Here is a 14768-nt window from a genome sequence, read left to right as displayed (position 1 = left end):
GTTCTCCGCCCGTAAGCTGGCCGCATGATCCGTCTGCTGCTCGCCGAGGACCAGTCCATGGTCCGGGAGGCGCTGGCCGCGCTGCTGGAGCTGGAGGACGATCTCCGGGTCGTCGCCCAGGCGTCCCGGGGCGACGAGGTCGTCCCGCTCGCCCGGGAGCACACCGTCGATGTCGCGCTGCTCGACATCGAGATGCCCGGCATGAGCGGTCTCGACGCGGCGGCGGAGCTGCACACCGCGCTGCCCGGCGTCCGGATCGTCATCCTCACCACCTTCGGGCGGCCCGGCTATCTGCGCCGCGCCATGGAGGCGGGCGCCGACGCGTTCCTGGTCAAGGACGCCCCCGCGGCGCGTCTTGCCGAGGCCGTCCGGCGGGTGCTGGGAGGTGAGCGGGTCATCGACCCCGCGCTGGCCGCCGCCGCCCTCGCCGACGGCGTCAGCCCGCTCACCGACCGCGAACGCGAGATCCTGCTCCGCGCCGACGAGGGCGGCACCCACGCCGAACTGGCCCGCCACTTCCACCTCTCGCAGGGCACCGTCCGCAACCACCTCTCCGCCGCCATCCGCAAGACCGGCGCCCGCAACCGCGCCGAGGCGCTCCGCACCGCCCGCGCGAAGGGCTGGCTCTGACCTGCGGCGATGCCCGCCGGACGAGGAGTTGCCCGCACCACGGGCCCGCCCGGCCGCACCGCGTCCGGAAGCCGCCCCCCGGTCTACGGGCCTCAGTTGAGCATCGACCTGATCTCCGCCGCCCGCCGCCGTACCGTCTCCGCGGCCTGCGGGTCCACCGCCTCGACCACCCGGGCGTACTCCTCCAGCTCGGCCGCGCCCTCCAGGAACCGGCCGCAGCTCACCAGCAGGTGGCCCCGCTCCTGGCGCAGCCGGGCCGGATGGCCGGGGAGCAGCAGGGCCAGGTCGACGGCCCACAGGCCGACCGGGGCGTGCTCGGGGCGGGCCTGCGCCCAGGCGCGGATGTTGTTGAGGATGCGCGCGACGATCTCCAGCGGATCGGCGGGCAGCAGCATCGGCGCCTCCAGGGGCGCCCCGGTCGCCCCCGCCACCAGCTCCGCCGCGTCCGTGTCGGAGAGCAGCCGGCCCCCGGCGAACGGATCGGCCAGCACATGCGCCCCCTGCGGATCGCCGAACCCGACGACGAAATGGCCCGGCAGCGCCACGCCGTACACCGGCGCCCCGGCCCGCCGGGCGACCTCCGTCCACACCACCGACAGCAGGATCGGCAGCCCGCGCCGCCGCCGCAGGACCTGGTGCAGCAGCGACGACTCCAGCCGCCGGTAGTCGGCCGCCATCCCGCCGAAACCGAGGCGGCGGCCCAGCAGCTCACCGACGTTACGGGCCCACGCCGCCGGGCCGCCCTCCGGCGCGAACGGCAGCCGCCCGGCGAGTTCGTCCAGCTCGATCTGGACGGCGTCCGTGCCCGCCTCGTCCAGCGCCGGATCGCCCTCCGCGGCGATCAGCAGACAGAGCAGGGCCAGATCCGGCCGCTCGGCCCGCGCCTCCTCGGCGAACCGGCGCCGCCGCGCCCGCGCCGCCGCACCGGGCCCGTCCGGCCCGGTCGCGCTCAGGGGGCCACCGCCGCGGGCGCGGTCCGGTAGTGGTAGCCGTGGTGGTCGGTGAAGCCGAGCCCGTCGTAGAGCGCCAGCGCCGCCGCGTTGTCCGCCTCGACCTGGAGATACGCGGCCGAAGCCCCCTCGTCCAGGGCGCGGGCGGCGAGCGCCGCCATCACCAGGTGGGCCAGCCCCCGGCGCCGGGCCGCGGGCGCCACCTCGACCGCCGCGAACCCGGCCCACCGGCCGTCCACCACACAGCGCCCGATCGCCTCCGCGCCGCCGTCCGCGCCGTCCACCGTCGCGAACCACACCGACGGACCGCCGGTCAGCACCGCCCGCGCCCCGGGCACCGACCCCGGCGCCCGGTGGTAGCGCGCCAGCCACGCCGCGTCCGGCTCCCGCTCCAGCCGCACCCGGGCCAGGTCCGCGCCGGTGTCCGCGAGCGGCGCCAGCGCGGCGGTCCGCACCCGCGTGTGACCGGACGCCGGCCAGCCGCGCCGCGCCAGCTCGGCGGCCAGCTCCTCGTCGGCGTCCGGGCGGCCGGTGGTCACGGAGACGATCGCCGGCAGGGCGCGCGCCGCGTACCAGTCGGCGGTGCGCGCCAGCGCCTCGTCCAGCGGGACGCCGGGGGCGCCGAGCGGCAGGACCGAGTTGGCCCGCCGGGTGAAGCCGCCGGACGCCCGCAGCGTCCACCCGCCGAGACGCTCGGTCTCGACCGCCGGCCAGCCCCGGGCCGCGACCTCGGTCAGCTCCCGCACATCGGCCGCCGGGCCCCGCCGCCGGGCCGGGGTCTGTGGCACCACCTTGGCCGCGACCAGCAGTTCTTCCCCGATCCTGACCTGCTCGCCATTCCTGCGTGTGATGATGAGCACACCGTCCGTCCAGGATGTGAGCACCCCGACCGCGTCCGTGAACGCCCACTGACCTGCACTGTCGTCCGTACGGCGCCGGACCGATACCCTTTTGCCCACGTCAGCATGGGTGATGCGAACTTCAGCACGACCGTCGGTCATGAATTCCACCGCTCTTCCCGCCCCTCTTGTTCGTCTCGTGTCCGGGAACGGAGATACTAGGTGCGGGCATCGACGACGCCGCGCTCCCGCGCGCCCTGCGGCGGCCTGCCAATCGGTCCGCCGGCCCTACCGAGGAGGAACGACAGCGTGACCTACGTCATCGCGCAGCCTTGTGTCGACGTCAAGGACAAGGCATGCATCGAGGAGTGCCCCGTCGACTGCATCTACGAGGGCTCCCGGTCCTTGTACATCCACCCGGACGAATGCGTCGACTGCGGGGCCTGCGAGCCGGTCTGCCCGGTCGAGGCGATCTTCTACGAGGACGACACCCCTGACGAGTGGAAGGACTACTACAAGGCGAATGTGGAGTTCTTCGACGAGCTGGGCTCGCCCGGTGGTGCCAGCAAGCTCGGCCTGATCGAGCGCGACCACCCCTTCATCGCCGCACTGCCGCCGCAGAACCAGTAACGGCCCGGTCCGTGCGGGCGGCGCGACGCCGCCCCGCACGGGCGCGGCCGCCGGCCCGGTCCCGCGGCGTCCGAAGGTCCCGTACGGCACCGACCGCCGTACGGGACCTTCGCGCTTCCCCGGCCCCGGCCCGCGCCGTCGCGCCGGATCCGCCCCGCACCAGAAAGAGAGCATCGTGGGCGCAGTCTCCTCCCTCCTTCCGGTCTTCCCCTGGGACCGCCTGGAGCCCTACAAGGCCACGGCCGCCGCACACCCCGACGGCATCGTCGACCTCTCCGTCGGCACCCCCGTCGACCCGGTGCCCGAGCTGATCCGTACGGCGCTGAACGACGCGGCCGACAGCCACGGCTACCCCACGGTCTGGGGCACCCCGGCCCTGCGCGACGCCCTCACCGGCTGGGCCGCCGACCGCCTCGGCGCCCGCGGACTGACCCACGCGGGCGTCCTGCCGGTCGTCGGCTCCAAGGAACTGGTCGCCTGGCTGCCCACCCAGCTCGGCCTGGGCCCCGGCGACAAGGTCGCCCACCCGCGCCTGGCCTACCCGACGTACGAGGTCGGCGCCCGCCTCGCCCGCGCCGAACCGGTCGCCTACGACGACCCGACCGACCTCGACCCGGCCGGTCTGAAGCTGCTCTGGCTCAACTCGCCGTCCAACCCGACCGGCCGCGTACTGACCGCCGGTGAGCTGCGCCGGATCGTCGCCTGGGCCCGCGAGCACGGCATCCTGGTCGTCAGCGACGAGTGCTACCTCGAACTGGGCTGGGAGGCCGACCCGGTCTCCGTCCTGCACCCGGACGTCTGCGGCGACTCCCACGACGGCCTGGTCGCCGTCCACTCGCTCTCCAAGCGCTCCAACCTCGCCGGATACCGCGCCGCGTTCGCCGTCGGTGACACCGCCGTCCTCGGCGAGCTGCTGAAGATCCGCAAGCACGGCGGCATGATGGTCGCCGCGCCCGTCCAGGCGGCCACCGTCGCCGCCCTCGGCGACACCGCGCACGTCACCGAGCAGCGGGAGCGCTACGCCCGCCGCCGCGCCGCGCTGCGCACCGCGTTCGAGGCGGCCGGGTTCCGCATCGAGCACAGCGAGGCGTCGCTCTACCTCTGGGCCACCCGCGACGAGCCCTGCTGGGACACGGTCGGCCACCTCGCCGAGCGCGGCATCCTCGTCGCCCCCGGTGACTTCTACGGCCCGGCCGGCGACCGCTTCGTCCGGATCGCCTTCACCGCGACCGACGAACGCGTCGAGGCGGCCGTCCGCCGTCTCGCGTAGCGCACGGACGAAGGGGCCCGGGGAGTGGTGAACTCCCCGGGCCCCTCCGTGGTGTCCGGCGCCTCGGCGCCGGCCGTCAGCCGCCGATCGGGAGACCGCCGAGCAGGCCCTTCGCGGGCAGCTGGTGCGCCGCGCCGGCCACGCCCTTCACCGCGTCGGTGGGCAGCGTGTCGGTCGACAGACCGTCCTTACCGGTCTTGCCGAGGACGTCCCCGACGGTCTCGGCGGTGTGCTGGGTGGTCGGCGCGGCCCGCTCGACGACCGGGCCCGCGGTCTCGACCAGCGCCGGGGCGAGCTTCTGGGCCGCCGCGCCGCCGGCCTCGTTCACCAGGCCGACGCCTTCGTGCGCGACCGTGTCGACGGCCTCGCTGGTGCGGGGCGAGTCCAGGGTGGTCAGCCCGCCCAGGTCGGTCGCGCTCGGCAGGGGCGCGGCGCTCGCGGAACCGGCCACGGCGACCACGGGTGCCGCGCTCGCCGCGACCAGCAGGGCGGCTCGGGCGATCCGGCGCGTAACGGGGAGGGACATGGTGCTCCTTCGACGGGGGCGCGTACTTCTGACAGAGGGGCACGGGATGTGCCGGGTCCGCCGGGCGGACGGACGCCCTGACTACCGCGTCAGCCCTCCGAAGGTTGCGGTGAACTCCGGTAAAGAGTTGATAACGCGTCACATAATCCGTCGTGGCGAAATGCGGGCAATATGTGCGTCCGCTCGCCCGTTGCGGCACTGCCGCCACCCTTGTCCCACAAGGGAATGCGCCCGCGCCCGCTGTGCGCCGCGGAGCAACGGCGCGGCCGTTCACGGGAGTTGGCGGATGTGCCCCGATGGGGGGAAGCGCCGGACTACTGCCCGGTGGTGATCCGTACGGCAGGCGCCGCGCCCGGGGCGTCGCGGCCGGTGTCGCGCTGCCAGCCCTGACCGGCGTCCGCCGCCCGCCAGGTCCGCCCGGCGTAAGAGATCTGTTCGATGCCCAGTCCGGCGGAGTGGGCCACCGACCACAGCGCCACCTGCCAGCCGCGCCGCGCCCCGCCGTCCGTACCGGAGCCCGCCACCGGCACCGTCACCGTCCGGCCCGCGCCCTTCGAGGACGTGTCCTTCGCGCCCCCCGGGAGCACCCCGGCGCCGAACTCCCGCACCAGCAGCCCGCGCACCCGCGCCGCGTCCGCCGCGCCCGTGCCGTCCTCCGGGCGCGGCACCACACAGGTCAGCGCCGCGCCCCGGCGCCCGCTCAACGCGTCCGCCAGCAACGCCGCGTCCGCCTCGTGCTTGGCGTACGCCAGCGGATAGCCGCTGCGCTGCACCCGCTGCGCCGCCTCGGTCACCGGCAGCCGCTCGTAGCCGGGCACCTTCACCAGATGCGCGTAGAACTGCCCGGCGGCGTACACCGGATCCATGATCTGCCGGGGTGTGCCCCAGCCGTGCGAGGGGCGCTGCTGGAACAGGCCCAGGGAGTCCTTGTCGCCGTGGTCGAGATTGCGCAGCCCGGACTCCTGCATGGCCGTCGCCAGCGCGACCGTCACCGCCTGCGGCGGCAGCCCCCGCGCGCTCGCCACCGCCGAGAGGGTCGCCGCGTTCGCCGCCCGCTCCGGCGGCAGCTCGTACGCCGCGCCGCCGCCCGCCGCCGCCACCGTGCACCGCGGCTCCCCGGGCCCACCGGTCAGCCGCTCCACCGCGACGTACGCGCCCACGCCCAGCAGAACGGCGACGGCCGCGGCGGTACGCCACGGGCGCCGGCGACGGGCGGGGGGAGGAGCGGCGGCCTGCACGCCATCACCGTAGCGAAGCCGGCGGCGGGCGGCCCGGGGTCGCCCGCACTCCCCGGCGCCCGGGTCCGGCGGGCGGCCCGCGGCCCCGCGACGGCCGCGCGCGGCCAGGCTCTAGGGTTGACGGTATGGAGCGCTCCGCAGATCACCCCGCCCTCGACCTGTCGCTCGACGCCGCCGAGCTGACCGCGCGGCTCGTCGACTTCCCCTCCGAGAGCGGCAACGAGAAGGACCTCGCCGACGCCGTCGAGCACGCCCTGCGCGCGCTGGACCACCTCACCGTCGACCGCTACGGCAACAACGTCGTCGCCCGCACGCACCTCGGCCACGCCGAGCGGGTGGTGCTCGCCGGGCACCTCGACACCGTCCCGATCGCCGGCAACGTCCCCTCCCGCCTCGACGACGACGGCTACCTCTGGGGCTGCGGCTCCTGCGACATGAAGTCCGGTGTCGCCGTCCAGCTCCGCATCGCCGCCACCGTCCCCGCGCCCAACCGCGATCTCACCTTCGTCTTCTACGACCAGGAAGAGGTCGCCGCCCACCTCAACGGCCTCGGCCACGTCGCCGACGCCCACCCGGACTGGCTCGCCGGCGACTTCGCCGTCCTCCTGGAGTCCTCCGACGGCGAGGTCGAGGGCGGCTGCCAGGGCACCCTGCGGGTCCTGCTGCACGCCAGCGGTGAGCGCGCCCACTCCGCCCGCGGCTGGATGGGCTCGAACGCCATCCACGCCGCCGCCCCGATCCTGGCGAAGCTCGCCGCGTACCAGCCGCGTCGCGCCGTGATCGACGGACTGGAGTACCGCGAGGGCCTCAACGCCGTCCGCGTCGAGGGCGGCGTCGCCAACAACGTCATCCCCGACGCCTGCACCGTCACCGTCAACTTCCGCTACGCGCCGGACCGCACCCCCGAAGAGGCGCTGGCCCACGTCCGTGAGGTCTTCGCGGACTGCCCGGTGGACGAGCTCACCGTCGACGACCACTCCCCGGGCGCGCTGCCCGGCCTCTCCCATCCGGCGGCCAAGGCGTTCATGGACGCCGTCGGCGGCACCGCGCGCCCCAAGTTCGGCTGGACCGACGTCTCCCGCTTCAGCGCCCTCGGCGTCCCCGCGGTCAACTACGGCCCCGGCAACCCGCTCCTCGCCCACAAGCGGGACGAGCGCGTCCTCGCCGAGCGCATCGGCCACTGCGAGGAGCGGCTCCGCGCCTGGCTGACCAGCTGACCCGCCGCCGGGGCCCGCCCGCCCGGCGGGGGCACCGGCCCGCGCCGTCCGTCCCGCCCGTCGGACGAACGGCGTGGGCGGCCCCGCGCGGGATCTAGGCTGAAGGCCGCAACGATCAGTCGGCGGAGGGAGCACGACATGGCCAGTCCCGAGGGCGCAGCCACCCCCGAGGAGCAGCGGCTGGGACCCGTACTGCGCCGTCACGACCAGGTGCAGCGCAGCACCACCGACCAGCGGCTGCTGGACTCCGAGGGTCCCTCCGAGTGGGTGCACACCGATCCGTGGCGGGTCATGCGCATCCAGGCGGAGTTCGTCGAGGGCTTCGGCGCGCTCGCCGAACTCGGCCCCGCCGTCAGCGTCTTCGGCTCCGCCCGCACACCCCGTGACTCCGCCGAGTACGCGTCCGGGGTGAAGCTCGGCCGGGCGCTGGTGGAGGCCGGATTCGCGGTGATCACCGGCGGTGGCCCCGGCGCCATGGAGGCGGCCAACCGCGGTGCCCACGAGGCCGGCGGCACCTCCGTGGGCCTCGGCATCGAGCTGCCCTTCGAGCAGGGCATGAACGCGTACGTGAACCTCGGCGTCGACTTCCGTTACTTCTTCGTACGGAAGACCTGTTTCGTGAAGTACGCCCGCGGCTTCGTGGTGCTGCCAGGCGGACTGGGCACCCTGGACGAGCTGTTCGAGGCGCTGACACTCGTCCAGACCGGGAAGGTCACCCGCTTCCCGATCGTCCTCTTCGGCACCGCCTACTGGAGCGGACTGGTCGACTGGCTGCGCGAGACGCTGATCGCCCAGGGCAAGGCGTCCGCGCGCGACCTGGAACTCTTCCACCTCAGCGACGATGTGGACGAGGCGGTCGCGCTCGTGACGAAGGAAGTGGGTCCGGGGGTGCGGTGACGCCCGGCGGCGGGGCCGCCCGGCGCGGCCCCGCGCTCCCGGGGCGGGACGGTCAGGCCAGTCCGCGCCGGGCCACCGCCGGCGCCCGGCGCCCGGCGATCGAGGCGACCATCTCCAGCACCTGCCGGGTCTCGGCGACCTCGTGGACGCGGTAGACCTGCGCCCCCAGCCAGGCGGAGACCGCGGTGGTCGCCAGCGTCCCCAGGACGCGCTCCTTGACCGGCTTGTCCAGGGTCTCGCCGACGAAGTCCTTGTTGGAGAGGGAGACCAGCACCGGCAATGGGGTATCCCCTGCTCGAGCGAAGCCGAGAGCTTGGGGAACCGTGGCCGTCATCTCGCCCAGCCGCCGGGTCGCCTCCAGGCTGTGCCGGGTGTTCTTCCCGAAGTCGTGCCCCGGATCGATCATGATCGCGTCGCGCCGGACGCCCAGCTCCACGGCGCGCTCGGCCAGCCCCAGCGTCACGCGCAGGATGTCCGCCATCACGTCGTCGTACGCCACCCGGTGCGGACGGGTCCGCGGTTCGGCGCCCCCGGCGTGCGTGCAGACCAGACCCGCGCCGTACCGGGCGGCGACCTCCGCGAGCTTCGGATCGACGCCGCCCCAGGCGTCGTTGAGGACATCGGCGCCCGCCTCGCACACCGCCTCGCCGACCTCGTGCCGCCAGGTGTCGACGCTGATGACCACGTCCGGGTGACGCCGCCGCACCTCCGCGACGAAGCCGACGGTGCGCCGCGCCTCCTCCTCGGCGGTGACCTCCTCACCGGGACCGGCCTTGACACCGCCGATGTCGATGATCGCGGCGCCCTCGGCGACCGCCTGCTCGACGCGGTGGAGCGCCGCCTCGTCCTGGAACGTCGCCCCCTGGTCGTAGAAGGAGTCCGGGGTCCGGTTCACGATCGCCATGATCACCGGCTCGTCCGCGCCGAACTCGCGTTTCCCCAGCCGCAGCATGCTCACTCCTTGTCGATGGTCCGGCAGCGACCTTAACGGCCTCACCCTCGACGGGCGCGGGCGAGGCCGTCGGCTGTCACCCCCGCATGGCACGATCGGTGCAGGTGCGTCTTCCGGGGAGTTGGTCGTGTTCTGGTTTCTGCTGATCGCCATGGTCGTGGTGGTCGCCGTGGTCACCCTCGTCGTCGTGGGCGGCGAGCGCGGCGGGCTGCACGACACCGAGCCCGAGCAGCTCTACGACCCGCTGCCCCAGCAGCGCCCGCTCACCCGCGCCGACATCGACGCCGTACGCTTCGCGGTCACCGCCCGCGGCTACCGCATGAACGACGTCGACGACGCCCTCGACCGCGTCGGCGCCGAACTCGCCGAGCGGGACGCCCGGATCGCGGAGCTGGAAGCGGCGCTCGCCGGCGTGCACGCCGCGTCCATGGGCGGTCCGGGCCTGATCGAGGACGGCGCGCCCGGCGGGGAGCCGGAGCCCGGCGCCGCCGGCGCGGACGGGAGCGGGACGGCGGCGCGGCCCCGGTCCGCCGGAGCGGAGGCGGACGGCCGGACGGCCGGGGCGCCGGAAGGTGAGGGCCGGTCATGACGGGTGTGGTGACCGCCCCGGACGGCGTTCCGCGCTGCCCGTGGGGCATGGAGGCCGAGAAGATGGCCGATTACCGCGAGTACCACGACACCGAGTGGGGCCGCCCGGTCCACGGCGACGACGCGCTCTTCGAGCGGATGTGCCTGGAGGCGTTCCAGTCCGGTCTGTCGTGGATCACGATCCTCCGCCGCCGGGAGGCGTTCCGCACCGCCTTCGCGGGCTTCCGGATCGCCGAGGTGGCGCGGTTCACCGACGCCGACGCCGCACGGCTCCTCGCCGACCCCGGCATCATCCGAAATCAAGCCAAGATCACCGCGACGCTCGCCAACGCCCGTCTCGCCGCCACCCTGGCCCCCGGCGAGCTGGACACCCTGATCTGGTCGTACGCGCCCGAGCGGACCGGCCGCCCGGCGCCGCGCACCGTCGCCGACGTCCCGCCGGTGACCGCGGAGTCCACCGCGCTCGCCAAGGACCTCAAGAAGCGCGGCTTCCGCTTCGTCGGCCCGACCACCGCGTACGCCCTGATGCAGGCGTGCGGCCTGGTCAACGACCACCTCGCCGGGTGTCACGCCCGAAAGGCGACGGAGCGGGCGGCGGGCGCGGGCTGAGTCCCGGGGCCGCCCCGCCCCCGCCACGACCGCCGCCCGGCCGGGCGGCGCGCCCGGTCAGCGCCCGAGGTAGACCGGCTTCTCCTTCTTCACGAACGCCTCCACGGCGATGTGGTGGTCCTCGGAGGCACCGGCCCGCGCCTGGAGTTCCTCCTCCTTGGCGAGCGCCTCGGCCAGGGTGTGCCCCGCGCCGAAGGCCAGCGACTCCTTGAGCGCCGCGTACGCCAGGGTCGGCCCCGCGGCGAGCTTGCGGGCCACCGCCGCCGCCCGGTCGGCCAGCTCCGCCGCGGGCACCACCTCGCTCGCGATGCCCAGCGCGTACGCCTCCTGCGCGTCGATGCTGCGCGGGAAGAGCAGCAGGTCGGCGGCGCGGCCCGGCCCGACGACGCGCGGCAGGGTCCAGGACACCCCGGAGTCGGCGGTGAGCGCGACCCCGGCGAAGGCGGTGGTGAAGGACGCCGAGTCGGCGACGACGCGGTGGTCGGCGGCGAGGGCGAAGCCGAAGCCGGCGCCCGCCGCGACGCCGTTGACGCCCGCCACCACCGGCTTCGGCATCTCGGTGATCGCGGTGACGATGGGGTTGTAGTGCTCCCGCACGGTGCTCATCGTGGAGCCGTCACCGCGCTCCCGGTCCGCGGCGAGCAGCCCGATGTGCTCCTTGAGGTCCTGGCCGACGCAGAAGGCGCGGCCGGTGGCGGTGAGCAGGACGGCGCGGACGGCGGGGTCGGCCGCCGCACTGCGCAGATGGTCCCGGAGCGCCACCTTCGCATCGATGTTCAGGGCGTTCATCGCGTCGGGGCGGTTGAGGGTGATCGTGGCGAGTCCGTCGGTGACGTCGTGGAGCACGGTGTCGGCCATGAGTGAGGGGTCCCTCCGTCGCGGGTGGCGCCGCCCTTCGGGGGCGGTCAGCGCTCAGGATGCCGGAGATCATCAGGGCCGGGCATGTGACGTACGTCAAAGAATGAGGGTGGCCGAGGGTGTGAAGGGCGGCGCAGTATCGCAGGCCACTCACCGAATTGCGGGGGTTTGGGGGAGAGGGTTGCCGAAGGGAAGCTGTCCGATGTTGGTCATCGGGTCGTTCGATGCGGGATAATGGCCTGGAAGCAATGTGTTCGATGCCGGTGACGCGTGCCGAGATGCGGCCGTCGGCGGTCGGCTGAGGATGAGCTGGTTTCAGGAAGGGGAACGAGCATGGCGGCCATGAAGCCGCGGACGGGTGACGGCCCGCTCGAGGTGACCAAGGAGGGGCGGGGCATCGTCATGCGGGTTCCGCTCGAAGGCGGCGGGCGACTCGTCGTCGAGCTGACACCCGACGAAGCCAAGGCCCTGGGTGAGGCACTGGAGAAGGTCACCGTCTGAGAGGGCGGCCCGAACTGCTGCGGTTCCCCGGGGCGCTGACCCCAGGTACCCCCAGCCGATGATCAAGGCCCCGGCGGCGCGCCCCGCGCGCTCCGCCGGGGCCTTTCGTCGTCCGGGGGCGGGCTCCGGGCCGCCGTACGGCCCCGGCGGGACGGCTCAGCCGCGTTTGACCGCGCACAGCAGACCGTCGCCGACCGGCAGCAGTGACGGGACGAGCGCGGAGCTGTCCCGGACCGCGCGCAGCAGCTCGCGCAGGCGCAGCACCTCGTCGGGCTGCTCACCGGAGTCGACGGTCCGGCCGTCGGCGAAGACCCCCGCGAAGCAGACCAGGCCCCCGGGGCGCAGCAGCCGCAGCGCCTCGGCGAGGTAGTCGGTGCACTCCGCCAGATCGCCGTCGCAGAACACCAGGTCGTAGCCGCCGTCGGCGAGCCGCGGCAGGACGTCCAGCGCCCGGCCCGGGATGAACCGCGCGCGGTTCCCGGCGAAGCCCGCCTCGCGGAACGCCTGCTTGGCGAAGGTCTGCCGCTGCGGTTCGAGATCGACGGTGGTGAGCACGCCGTCCGGCCGCATACCGTGCAGGAGGTAGATGCCCGACACGCCCGTGCCGGTGCCGATCTCGGCGATGGCCTTGGCCCCGGCGGTGGCGGCGAGCATGCGCAGGGCGGCCCCGGTGGCGGTCGACACCGTACGGATCCCGGCGTCGCGGGCGCAGGAACGGGACCAGCGAAGGGCGATGTCGGTGGCGTCGTCGATGGTCCCGGCGCCGTACGCCTCGGCGAATGCCAGGCCCGTCTGCCGGTTGCCGGTAATGGCCCTCTCCTGTCCCCGTAGTTGACGCAACGGTGACTGTATCCGCTGCGTGCGGGAACCCGCAGATGGGACCGGGCGTTAATGGGGGACAGGGGGGATGCGGTGGTGAAGACCGACGAAGACACGCGGCAAGCGCGAAAGCCGCACCAAATGCAGGTCAAAACTGCTTATCCGGAGCTAACGGGCGAGGTGGATATGGTAGGGGCTCTACTGGACACCACCAGAGCCACCAGGGGAGGTGCGGCTACGACGGGTGACCGCCGAGGGCGCAGACGCCTGCGACGGCCGTTCGCCGAGCCGAAATCCGTGACCGACACCGCTGACCGTCTCCGCACCCACCACTCCGCTCCTACCGCGACCTTCGCCGCAGACGCGGATGCGCAGGCGTGGACTCCCCCCAGCTGGGAGGAGATCGTCAGCACCCACAGCGCACGGGTCTACCGCCTCGCCTACCGCCTCACCGGCAACCAGCACGACGCCGAGGACCTGACGCAGGAGGTCTTCGTCCGGGTCTTCCGTTCGCTGTCGACGTACACGCCGGGCACGTTCGAGGGCTGGCTGCACCGCATCACCACCAACCTCTTCCTCGACATGGTCCGCCGCCGTCAGCGGATCCGTTTCGACGCGCTGGGGGAGGACGCCGCCGAGCGGCTGCCCAGCCGCGAGCCGTCGCCCCAGCAGCACTTCAACGACACCCACTTCGACGCCGATGTGCAGCAGGCGCTGGACACCCTGGCGCCGGAGTTCCGCGCCGCCGTCGTCCTGTGCGACATCGAGGGCCTGTCGTACGAGGAGATCGCCGCGACGCTCGGCGTGAAGCTCGGTACGGTCCGCAGCCGGATCCACCGTGGCCGCTCGCATCTGCGCAAGGCGCTCAAGCACCGCTCGCCGCAGGTGCGCGCCGAGGAGCGCGAGCAGCGGTCGCTGGCCGCGGTGTCCACCGGGGAGGTCGGAATCGCGTGAGCCCGATTGGCGGTGCTTCCCCCGCCGAGCAGCATCTCGGTGACCGCCTCGCAGCCCTGGTCGACGGCGAGTTGGGACATGACGCGCGGGAGCGGGTGCTCGCGCACCTGGCGACCTGCGGCCGGTGCAAGGCGGAGGCCGACGCCCAGCGCCGGCTGAAGAGCGTCTTCGCGCAGGCCGCGCCACCCGGCCCCTCCGAGGGGCTGCTGGCGCGGTTGCAGGGGCTGTCCGGCGGAGATCCGGACGGCCCCGGCGACGGGCTGGGTCCCTTCGGCCGCGCCGAGTTCGACCGGGACGGCGGCGGCTTCGGCTATCTGCCCTCCTCCGGCGCGCACGCGAGCGGTGCCCGCGCGCCCCGGCAGCGGGGCTTCCGTATCCACGAGAGCGAGCGGCCTGCGCCGCAGCGCCGCCGGTTCGCGTTCGCCGCGGCCGGTGCCGTCTCGCTGGCCGCCCTCGCCCTGGGCGGCACGCTGCCGCTGGAGGCCGCGATCGATCCGCCGGGCCGTCAGGGCGGCACCGGCACCGCCGTCGTCCCGCTCAGCGCCACTCCGGTCGGGGGCAGCGATCCGCTCCGGGACGCCGGGTTGCTGACGTCCGGCGGTGTCGCCGGCCGGGCCGCACCCGCCTCGCCCGGGGCGACCGGCCTGTACGGTCCCGGCACGCCGCCCGGGGCGCCCCCGGCGCGGATACCGTCCGGCGGCCGGTTCGGCCCGCTGATGGCCCCGTCCGCCCAGGATGACGCCCGGCGCCCGTTCCCCCAGGCCGCCGGCGTCGTCCGTACCCCGGGCCCGTTCGCCCCCGCAGCCGAGATCCTCCGTCCGCTCGTCGGCTCCGCGCTCTCTCCCACCCCTTCCTCGCACCCGTCCGCCGCCCCGCGCTGACCACCGCCTGCGCTCTGTCACAGGGAACTGGTTGAATCGCTGCGGGGCGGTGCGTGTCGTCGACGGGCACGGTCCGCGAGGTGGCGGTGGCCCGCGCGGAAGCGGGCGAATGGTGGGGAGAGCATGGACGACGGTACGGCCACCGGGCCGAAGCTGAAGTGGTGGAACCGGCCGGGACGCACCCCCGACCCCCACCCCGGGCCGGGACCGCAGCCCCATCCGCTGCCCGCCGACGGCGGCGCCGCCCGGCCGCAGCCCGCTCCGCCCACCCCGCCCGGCCCGTCGGCCGCCGGCGCCCCGACGCCGGGCGCGGGCCCCGAGGCCCGGCCGGTGCCCGCGGGGCAGCCGGACCTTCCGGGCGCGGCGCAGCCGATGCCCGAGGCCGGCCCGCAGCCGCCCGCGCCCGCCG

General features: G+C 74.6%; 17 protein-coding genes. 10 read left to right on the top strand and 7 right to left on the bottom strand.

Translation table 11 applies throughout. The annotated features are described in order from the left end of the window. Positions 1-24 precede the first annotated feature (24 nt). Positions 25-630 carry a response regulator gene (locus ACZ4M8_RS07780; RefSeq protein WP_467604264.1) on the top strand — a complete coding sequence of 202 codons (606 nt, stop codon included), beginning with the start codon at positions 25-27 and terminating at the stop codon, positions 628-630. A 92-nt stretch (positions 631-722) separates the two neighbouring features. Here ACZ4M8_RS07780 and ACZ4M8_RS07775 read toward each other — a convergent pair whose 3' ends face one another. Next, on the bottom strand, positions 723-1583 hold the full coding sequence (locus ACZ4M8_RS07775; protein WP_467605300.1) for a transglutaminase family protein: 861 nt from the start codon (positions 1581-1583) through the stop codon (positions 723-725). Further along, positions 1580-2590, bottom strand: coding sequence for a GNAT family N-acetyltransferase (locus ACZ4M8_RS07770; protein ID WP_467604263.1), 1011 nt, complete (start codon positions 2588-2590; stop codon positions 1580-1582). Before ACZ4M8_RS07770 ends, ACZ4M8_RS07775 begins: the two co-directional genes overlap by 4 nt. A 138-nt stretch (positions 2591-2728) precedes the next feature. On the opposite strand from ACZ4M8_RS07770, the gene fdxA reads away from it, so the two are divergent. Both fdxA and dapC read left to right on the top strand, forming a co-directional pair. Then, positions 2729-3049: a ferredoxin gene (gene fdxA, locus ACZ4M8_RS07765; protein WP_004950253.1), complete on the top strand. Its 321-nt coding sequence runs from the start codon at positions 2729-2731 to the stop codon at positions 3047-3049. A 175-nt stretch (positions 3050-3224) separates the two neighbouring features. Continuing rightward, positions 3225-4319: a succinyldiaminopimelate transaminase gene (gene dapC / locus ACZ4M8_RS07760; RefSeq protein ID WP_467604260.1), complete on the top strand. Its 1095-nt coding sequence runs from the start codon at positions 3225-3227 to the stop codon at positions 4317-4319. Between the two features lie 76 nt (positions 4320-4395). Here the strand turns inward: dapC and ACZ4M8_RS07755 are convergent, their stop codons facing one another. Continuing rightward, positions 4396-4845, bottom strand: coding sequence for an ATP-binding protein (locus tag ACZ4M8_RS07755; RefSeq protein WP_467604258.1), 450 nt, complete (start codon positions 4843-4845; stop codon positions 4396-4398). 314 nt (positions 4846-5159) lie between these two features. After that, positions 5160-6083, bottom strand: coding sequence for a VldE C-terminal domain-containing protein (locus ACZ4M8_RS07750; RefSeq protein WP_467604257.1), 924 nt, complete (start codon positions 6081-6083; stop codon positions 5160-5162). A 125-nt stretch (positions 6084-6208) separates the two neighbouring features. Here ACZ4M8_RS07750 and dapE point away from each other — a divergent pair, with 125 nt between their 5' ends. Both dapE and ACZ4M8_RS07740 read left to right on the top strand, forming a co-directional pair. Beyond that, positions 6209-7300, top strand: coding sequence for a succinyl-diaminopimelate desuccinylase (dapE, locus tag ACZ4M8_RS07745; protein ID WP_467604256.1), 1092 nt, complete (start codon positions 6209-6211; stop codon positions 7298-7300). Between the two features lie 138 nt (positions 7301-7438). Next, positions 7439-8197, top strand: coding sequence for an LOG family protein (locus tag ACZ4M8_RS07740; RefSeq protein WP_467604254.1), 759 nt, complete (start codon positions 7439-7441; stop codon positions 8195-8197). 52 nt (positions 8198-8249) lie between these two features. Here the strand turns inward: ACZ4M8_RS07740 and folP are convergent, their stop codons facing one another. Continuing rightward, the gene (gene folP / locus ACZ4M8_RS07735) at positions 8250-9149 is read right to left on the bottom strand and encodes a dihydropteroate synthase (RefSeq protein ID WP_467604252.1); all 900 of its coding nucleotides are present in this window, start codon (positions 9147-9149) and stop codon (positions 8250-8252) included. 127 nt (positions 9150-9276) lie between these two features. Between folP and ACZ4M8_RS07730 the strand changes: the two genes are divergently transcribed. Together ACZ4M8_RS07730 and ACZ4M8_RS07725 are read left to right on the top strand one after the other, a co-directional pair. Then, on the top strand, positions 9277-9738 hold the full coding sequence (locus tag ACZ4M8_RS07730) for a DivIVA domain-containing protein (RefSeq protein ID WP_467604250.1): 462 nt from the start codon (positions 9277-9279) through the stop codon (positions 9736-9738). Further along, complete coding sequence (locus tag ACZ4M8_RS07725; protein ID WP_467604248.1) at positions 9735-10346, top strand: DNA-3-methyladenine glycosylase I; 612 nt, start codon at positions 9735-9737, stop codon at positions 10344-10346. Before ACZ4M8_RS07730 ends, ACZ4M8_RS07725 begins: the two co-directional genes overlap by 4 nt. Before the next feature lie 57 nt (positions 10347-10403). On the opposite strand, the gene chcB is transcribed toward ACZ4M8_RS07725, so the two are convergent. Beyond that, complete coding sequence (chcB, locus tag ACZ4M8_RS07720) at positions 10404-11204, bottom strand: 2-cyclohexenylcarbonyl CoA isomerase (RefSeq protein WP_467604247.1); 801 nt, start codon at positions 11202-11204, stop codon at positions 10404-10406. Between the two features lie 333 nt (positions 11205-11537). On the opposite strand from chcB, the gene ACZ4M8_RS07715 reads away from it, so the two are divergent. Next, a complete protein-coding gene (locus tag ACZ4M8_RS07715; protein ID WP_003985072.1) occupies positions 11538-11705 on the top strand; it encodes a DUF3117 domain-containing protein in 168 nt (55 codons plus the stop codon). 156 nt (positions 11706-11861) lie between these two features. Here ACZ4M8_RS07715 and ACZ4M8_RS07710 read toward each other — a convergent pair whose 3' ends face one another. Continuing rightward, positions 11862-12545: an O-methyltransferase gene (locus ACZ4M8_RS07710; protein WP_399086271.1), complete on the bottom strand. Its 684-nt coding sequence runs from the start codon at positions 12543-12545 to the stop codon at positions 11862-11864. Positions 12546-12710: 165 nt separating this feature from the next. On the opposite strand from ACZ4M8_RS07710, the gene sigE reads away from it, so the two are divergent. Both sigE and ACZ4M8_RS07700 read left to right on the top strand, forming a co-directional pair. Next, entirely contained in the window at positions 12711-13478 is a 768-nt protein-coding gene (gene sigE / locus ACZ4M8_RS07705) for an RNA polymerase sigma factor SigE (RefSeq protein ID WP_467604246.1), read from the top strand. Continuing rightward, complete coding sequence (locus ACZ4M8_RS07700; RefSeq protein ID WP_467604244.1) at positions 13475-14359, top strand: zf-HC2 domain-containing protein; 885 nt, start codon at positions 13475-13477, stop codon at positions 14357-14359. Before sigE ends, ACZ4M8_RS07700 begins: the two co-directional genes overlap by 4 nt. The last annotated feature ends 409 nt before the right edge of the window (positions 14360-14768 follow it).

The organism is Streptomyces sp. NPDC027185, assembly GCF_055567035.1.
Note: the sequence above shows the minus strand (reverse complement) of the source record. Positions and strands in the feature narration are given on the sequence as shown.

Excerpts from the sequence above, each read along its gene's own strand:
- ACZ4M8_RS07740 (WP_467604254.1), top strand. The coding sequence starts at position 7,439 with ATGGCCAGTCCCGAGGGCGCAGCCACCCCCGAGGAGCAGCGGCTGGGA.
- ACZ4M8_RS07755 (WP_467604258.1), bottom strand. The coding sequence starts at position 4,845 with ATGTCCCTCCCCGTTACGCGCCGGATCGCCCGAGCCGCCCTGCTGGTC.
- ACZ4M8_RS07715 (WP_003985072.1), top strand. The coding sequence starts at position 11,538 with ATGGCGGCCATGAAGCCGCGGACGGGTGACGGCCCGCTCGAGGTGACC.
- dapE (WP_467604256.1), top strand. The coding sequence starts at position 6,209 with ATGGAGCGCTCCGCAGATCACCCCGCCCTCGACCTGTCGCTCGACGCC.
- folP (WP_467604252.1), bottom strand. The coding sequence starts at position 9,149 with ATGCTGCGGCTGGGGAAACGCGAGTTCGGCGCGGACGAGCCGGTGATC.
- ACZ4M8_RS07780 (WP_467604264.1), top strand. The coding sequence starts at position 25 with ATGATCCGTCTGCTGCTCGCCGAGGACCAGTCCATGGTCCGGGAGGCG.
- ACZ4M8_RS07725 (WP_467604248.1), top strand. The coding sequence starts at position 9,735 with ATGACGGGTGTGGTGACCGCCCCGGACGGCGTTCCGCGCTGCCCGTGG.
- chcB (WP_467604247.1), bottom strand. The coding sequence starts at position 11,204 with ATGGCCGACACCGTGCTCCACGACGTCACCGACGGACTCGCCACGATC.
- sigE (WP_467604246.1), top strand. The coding sequence starts at position 12,711 with ATGGTAGGGGCTCTACTGGACACCACCAGAGCCACCAGGGGAGGTGCG.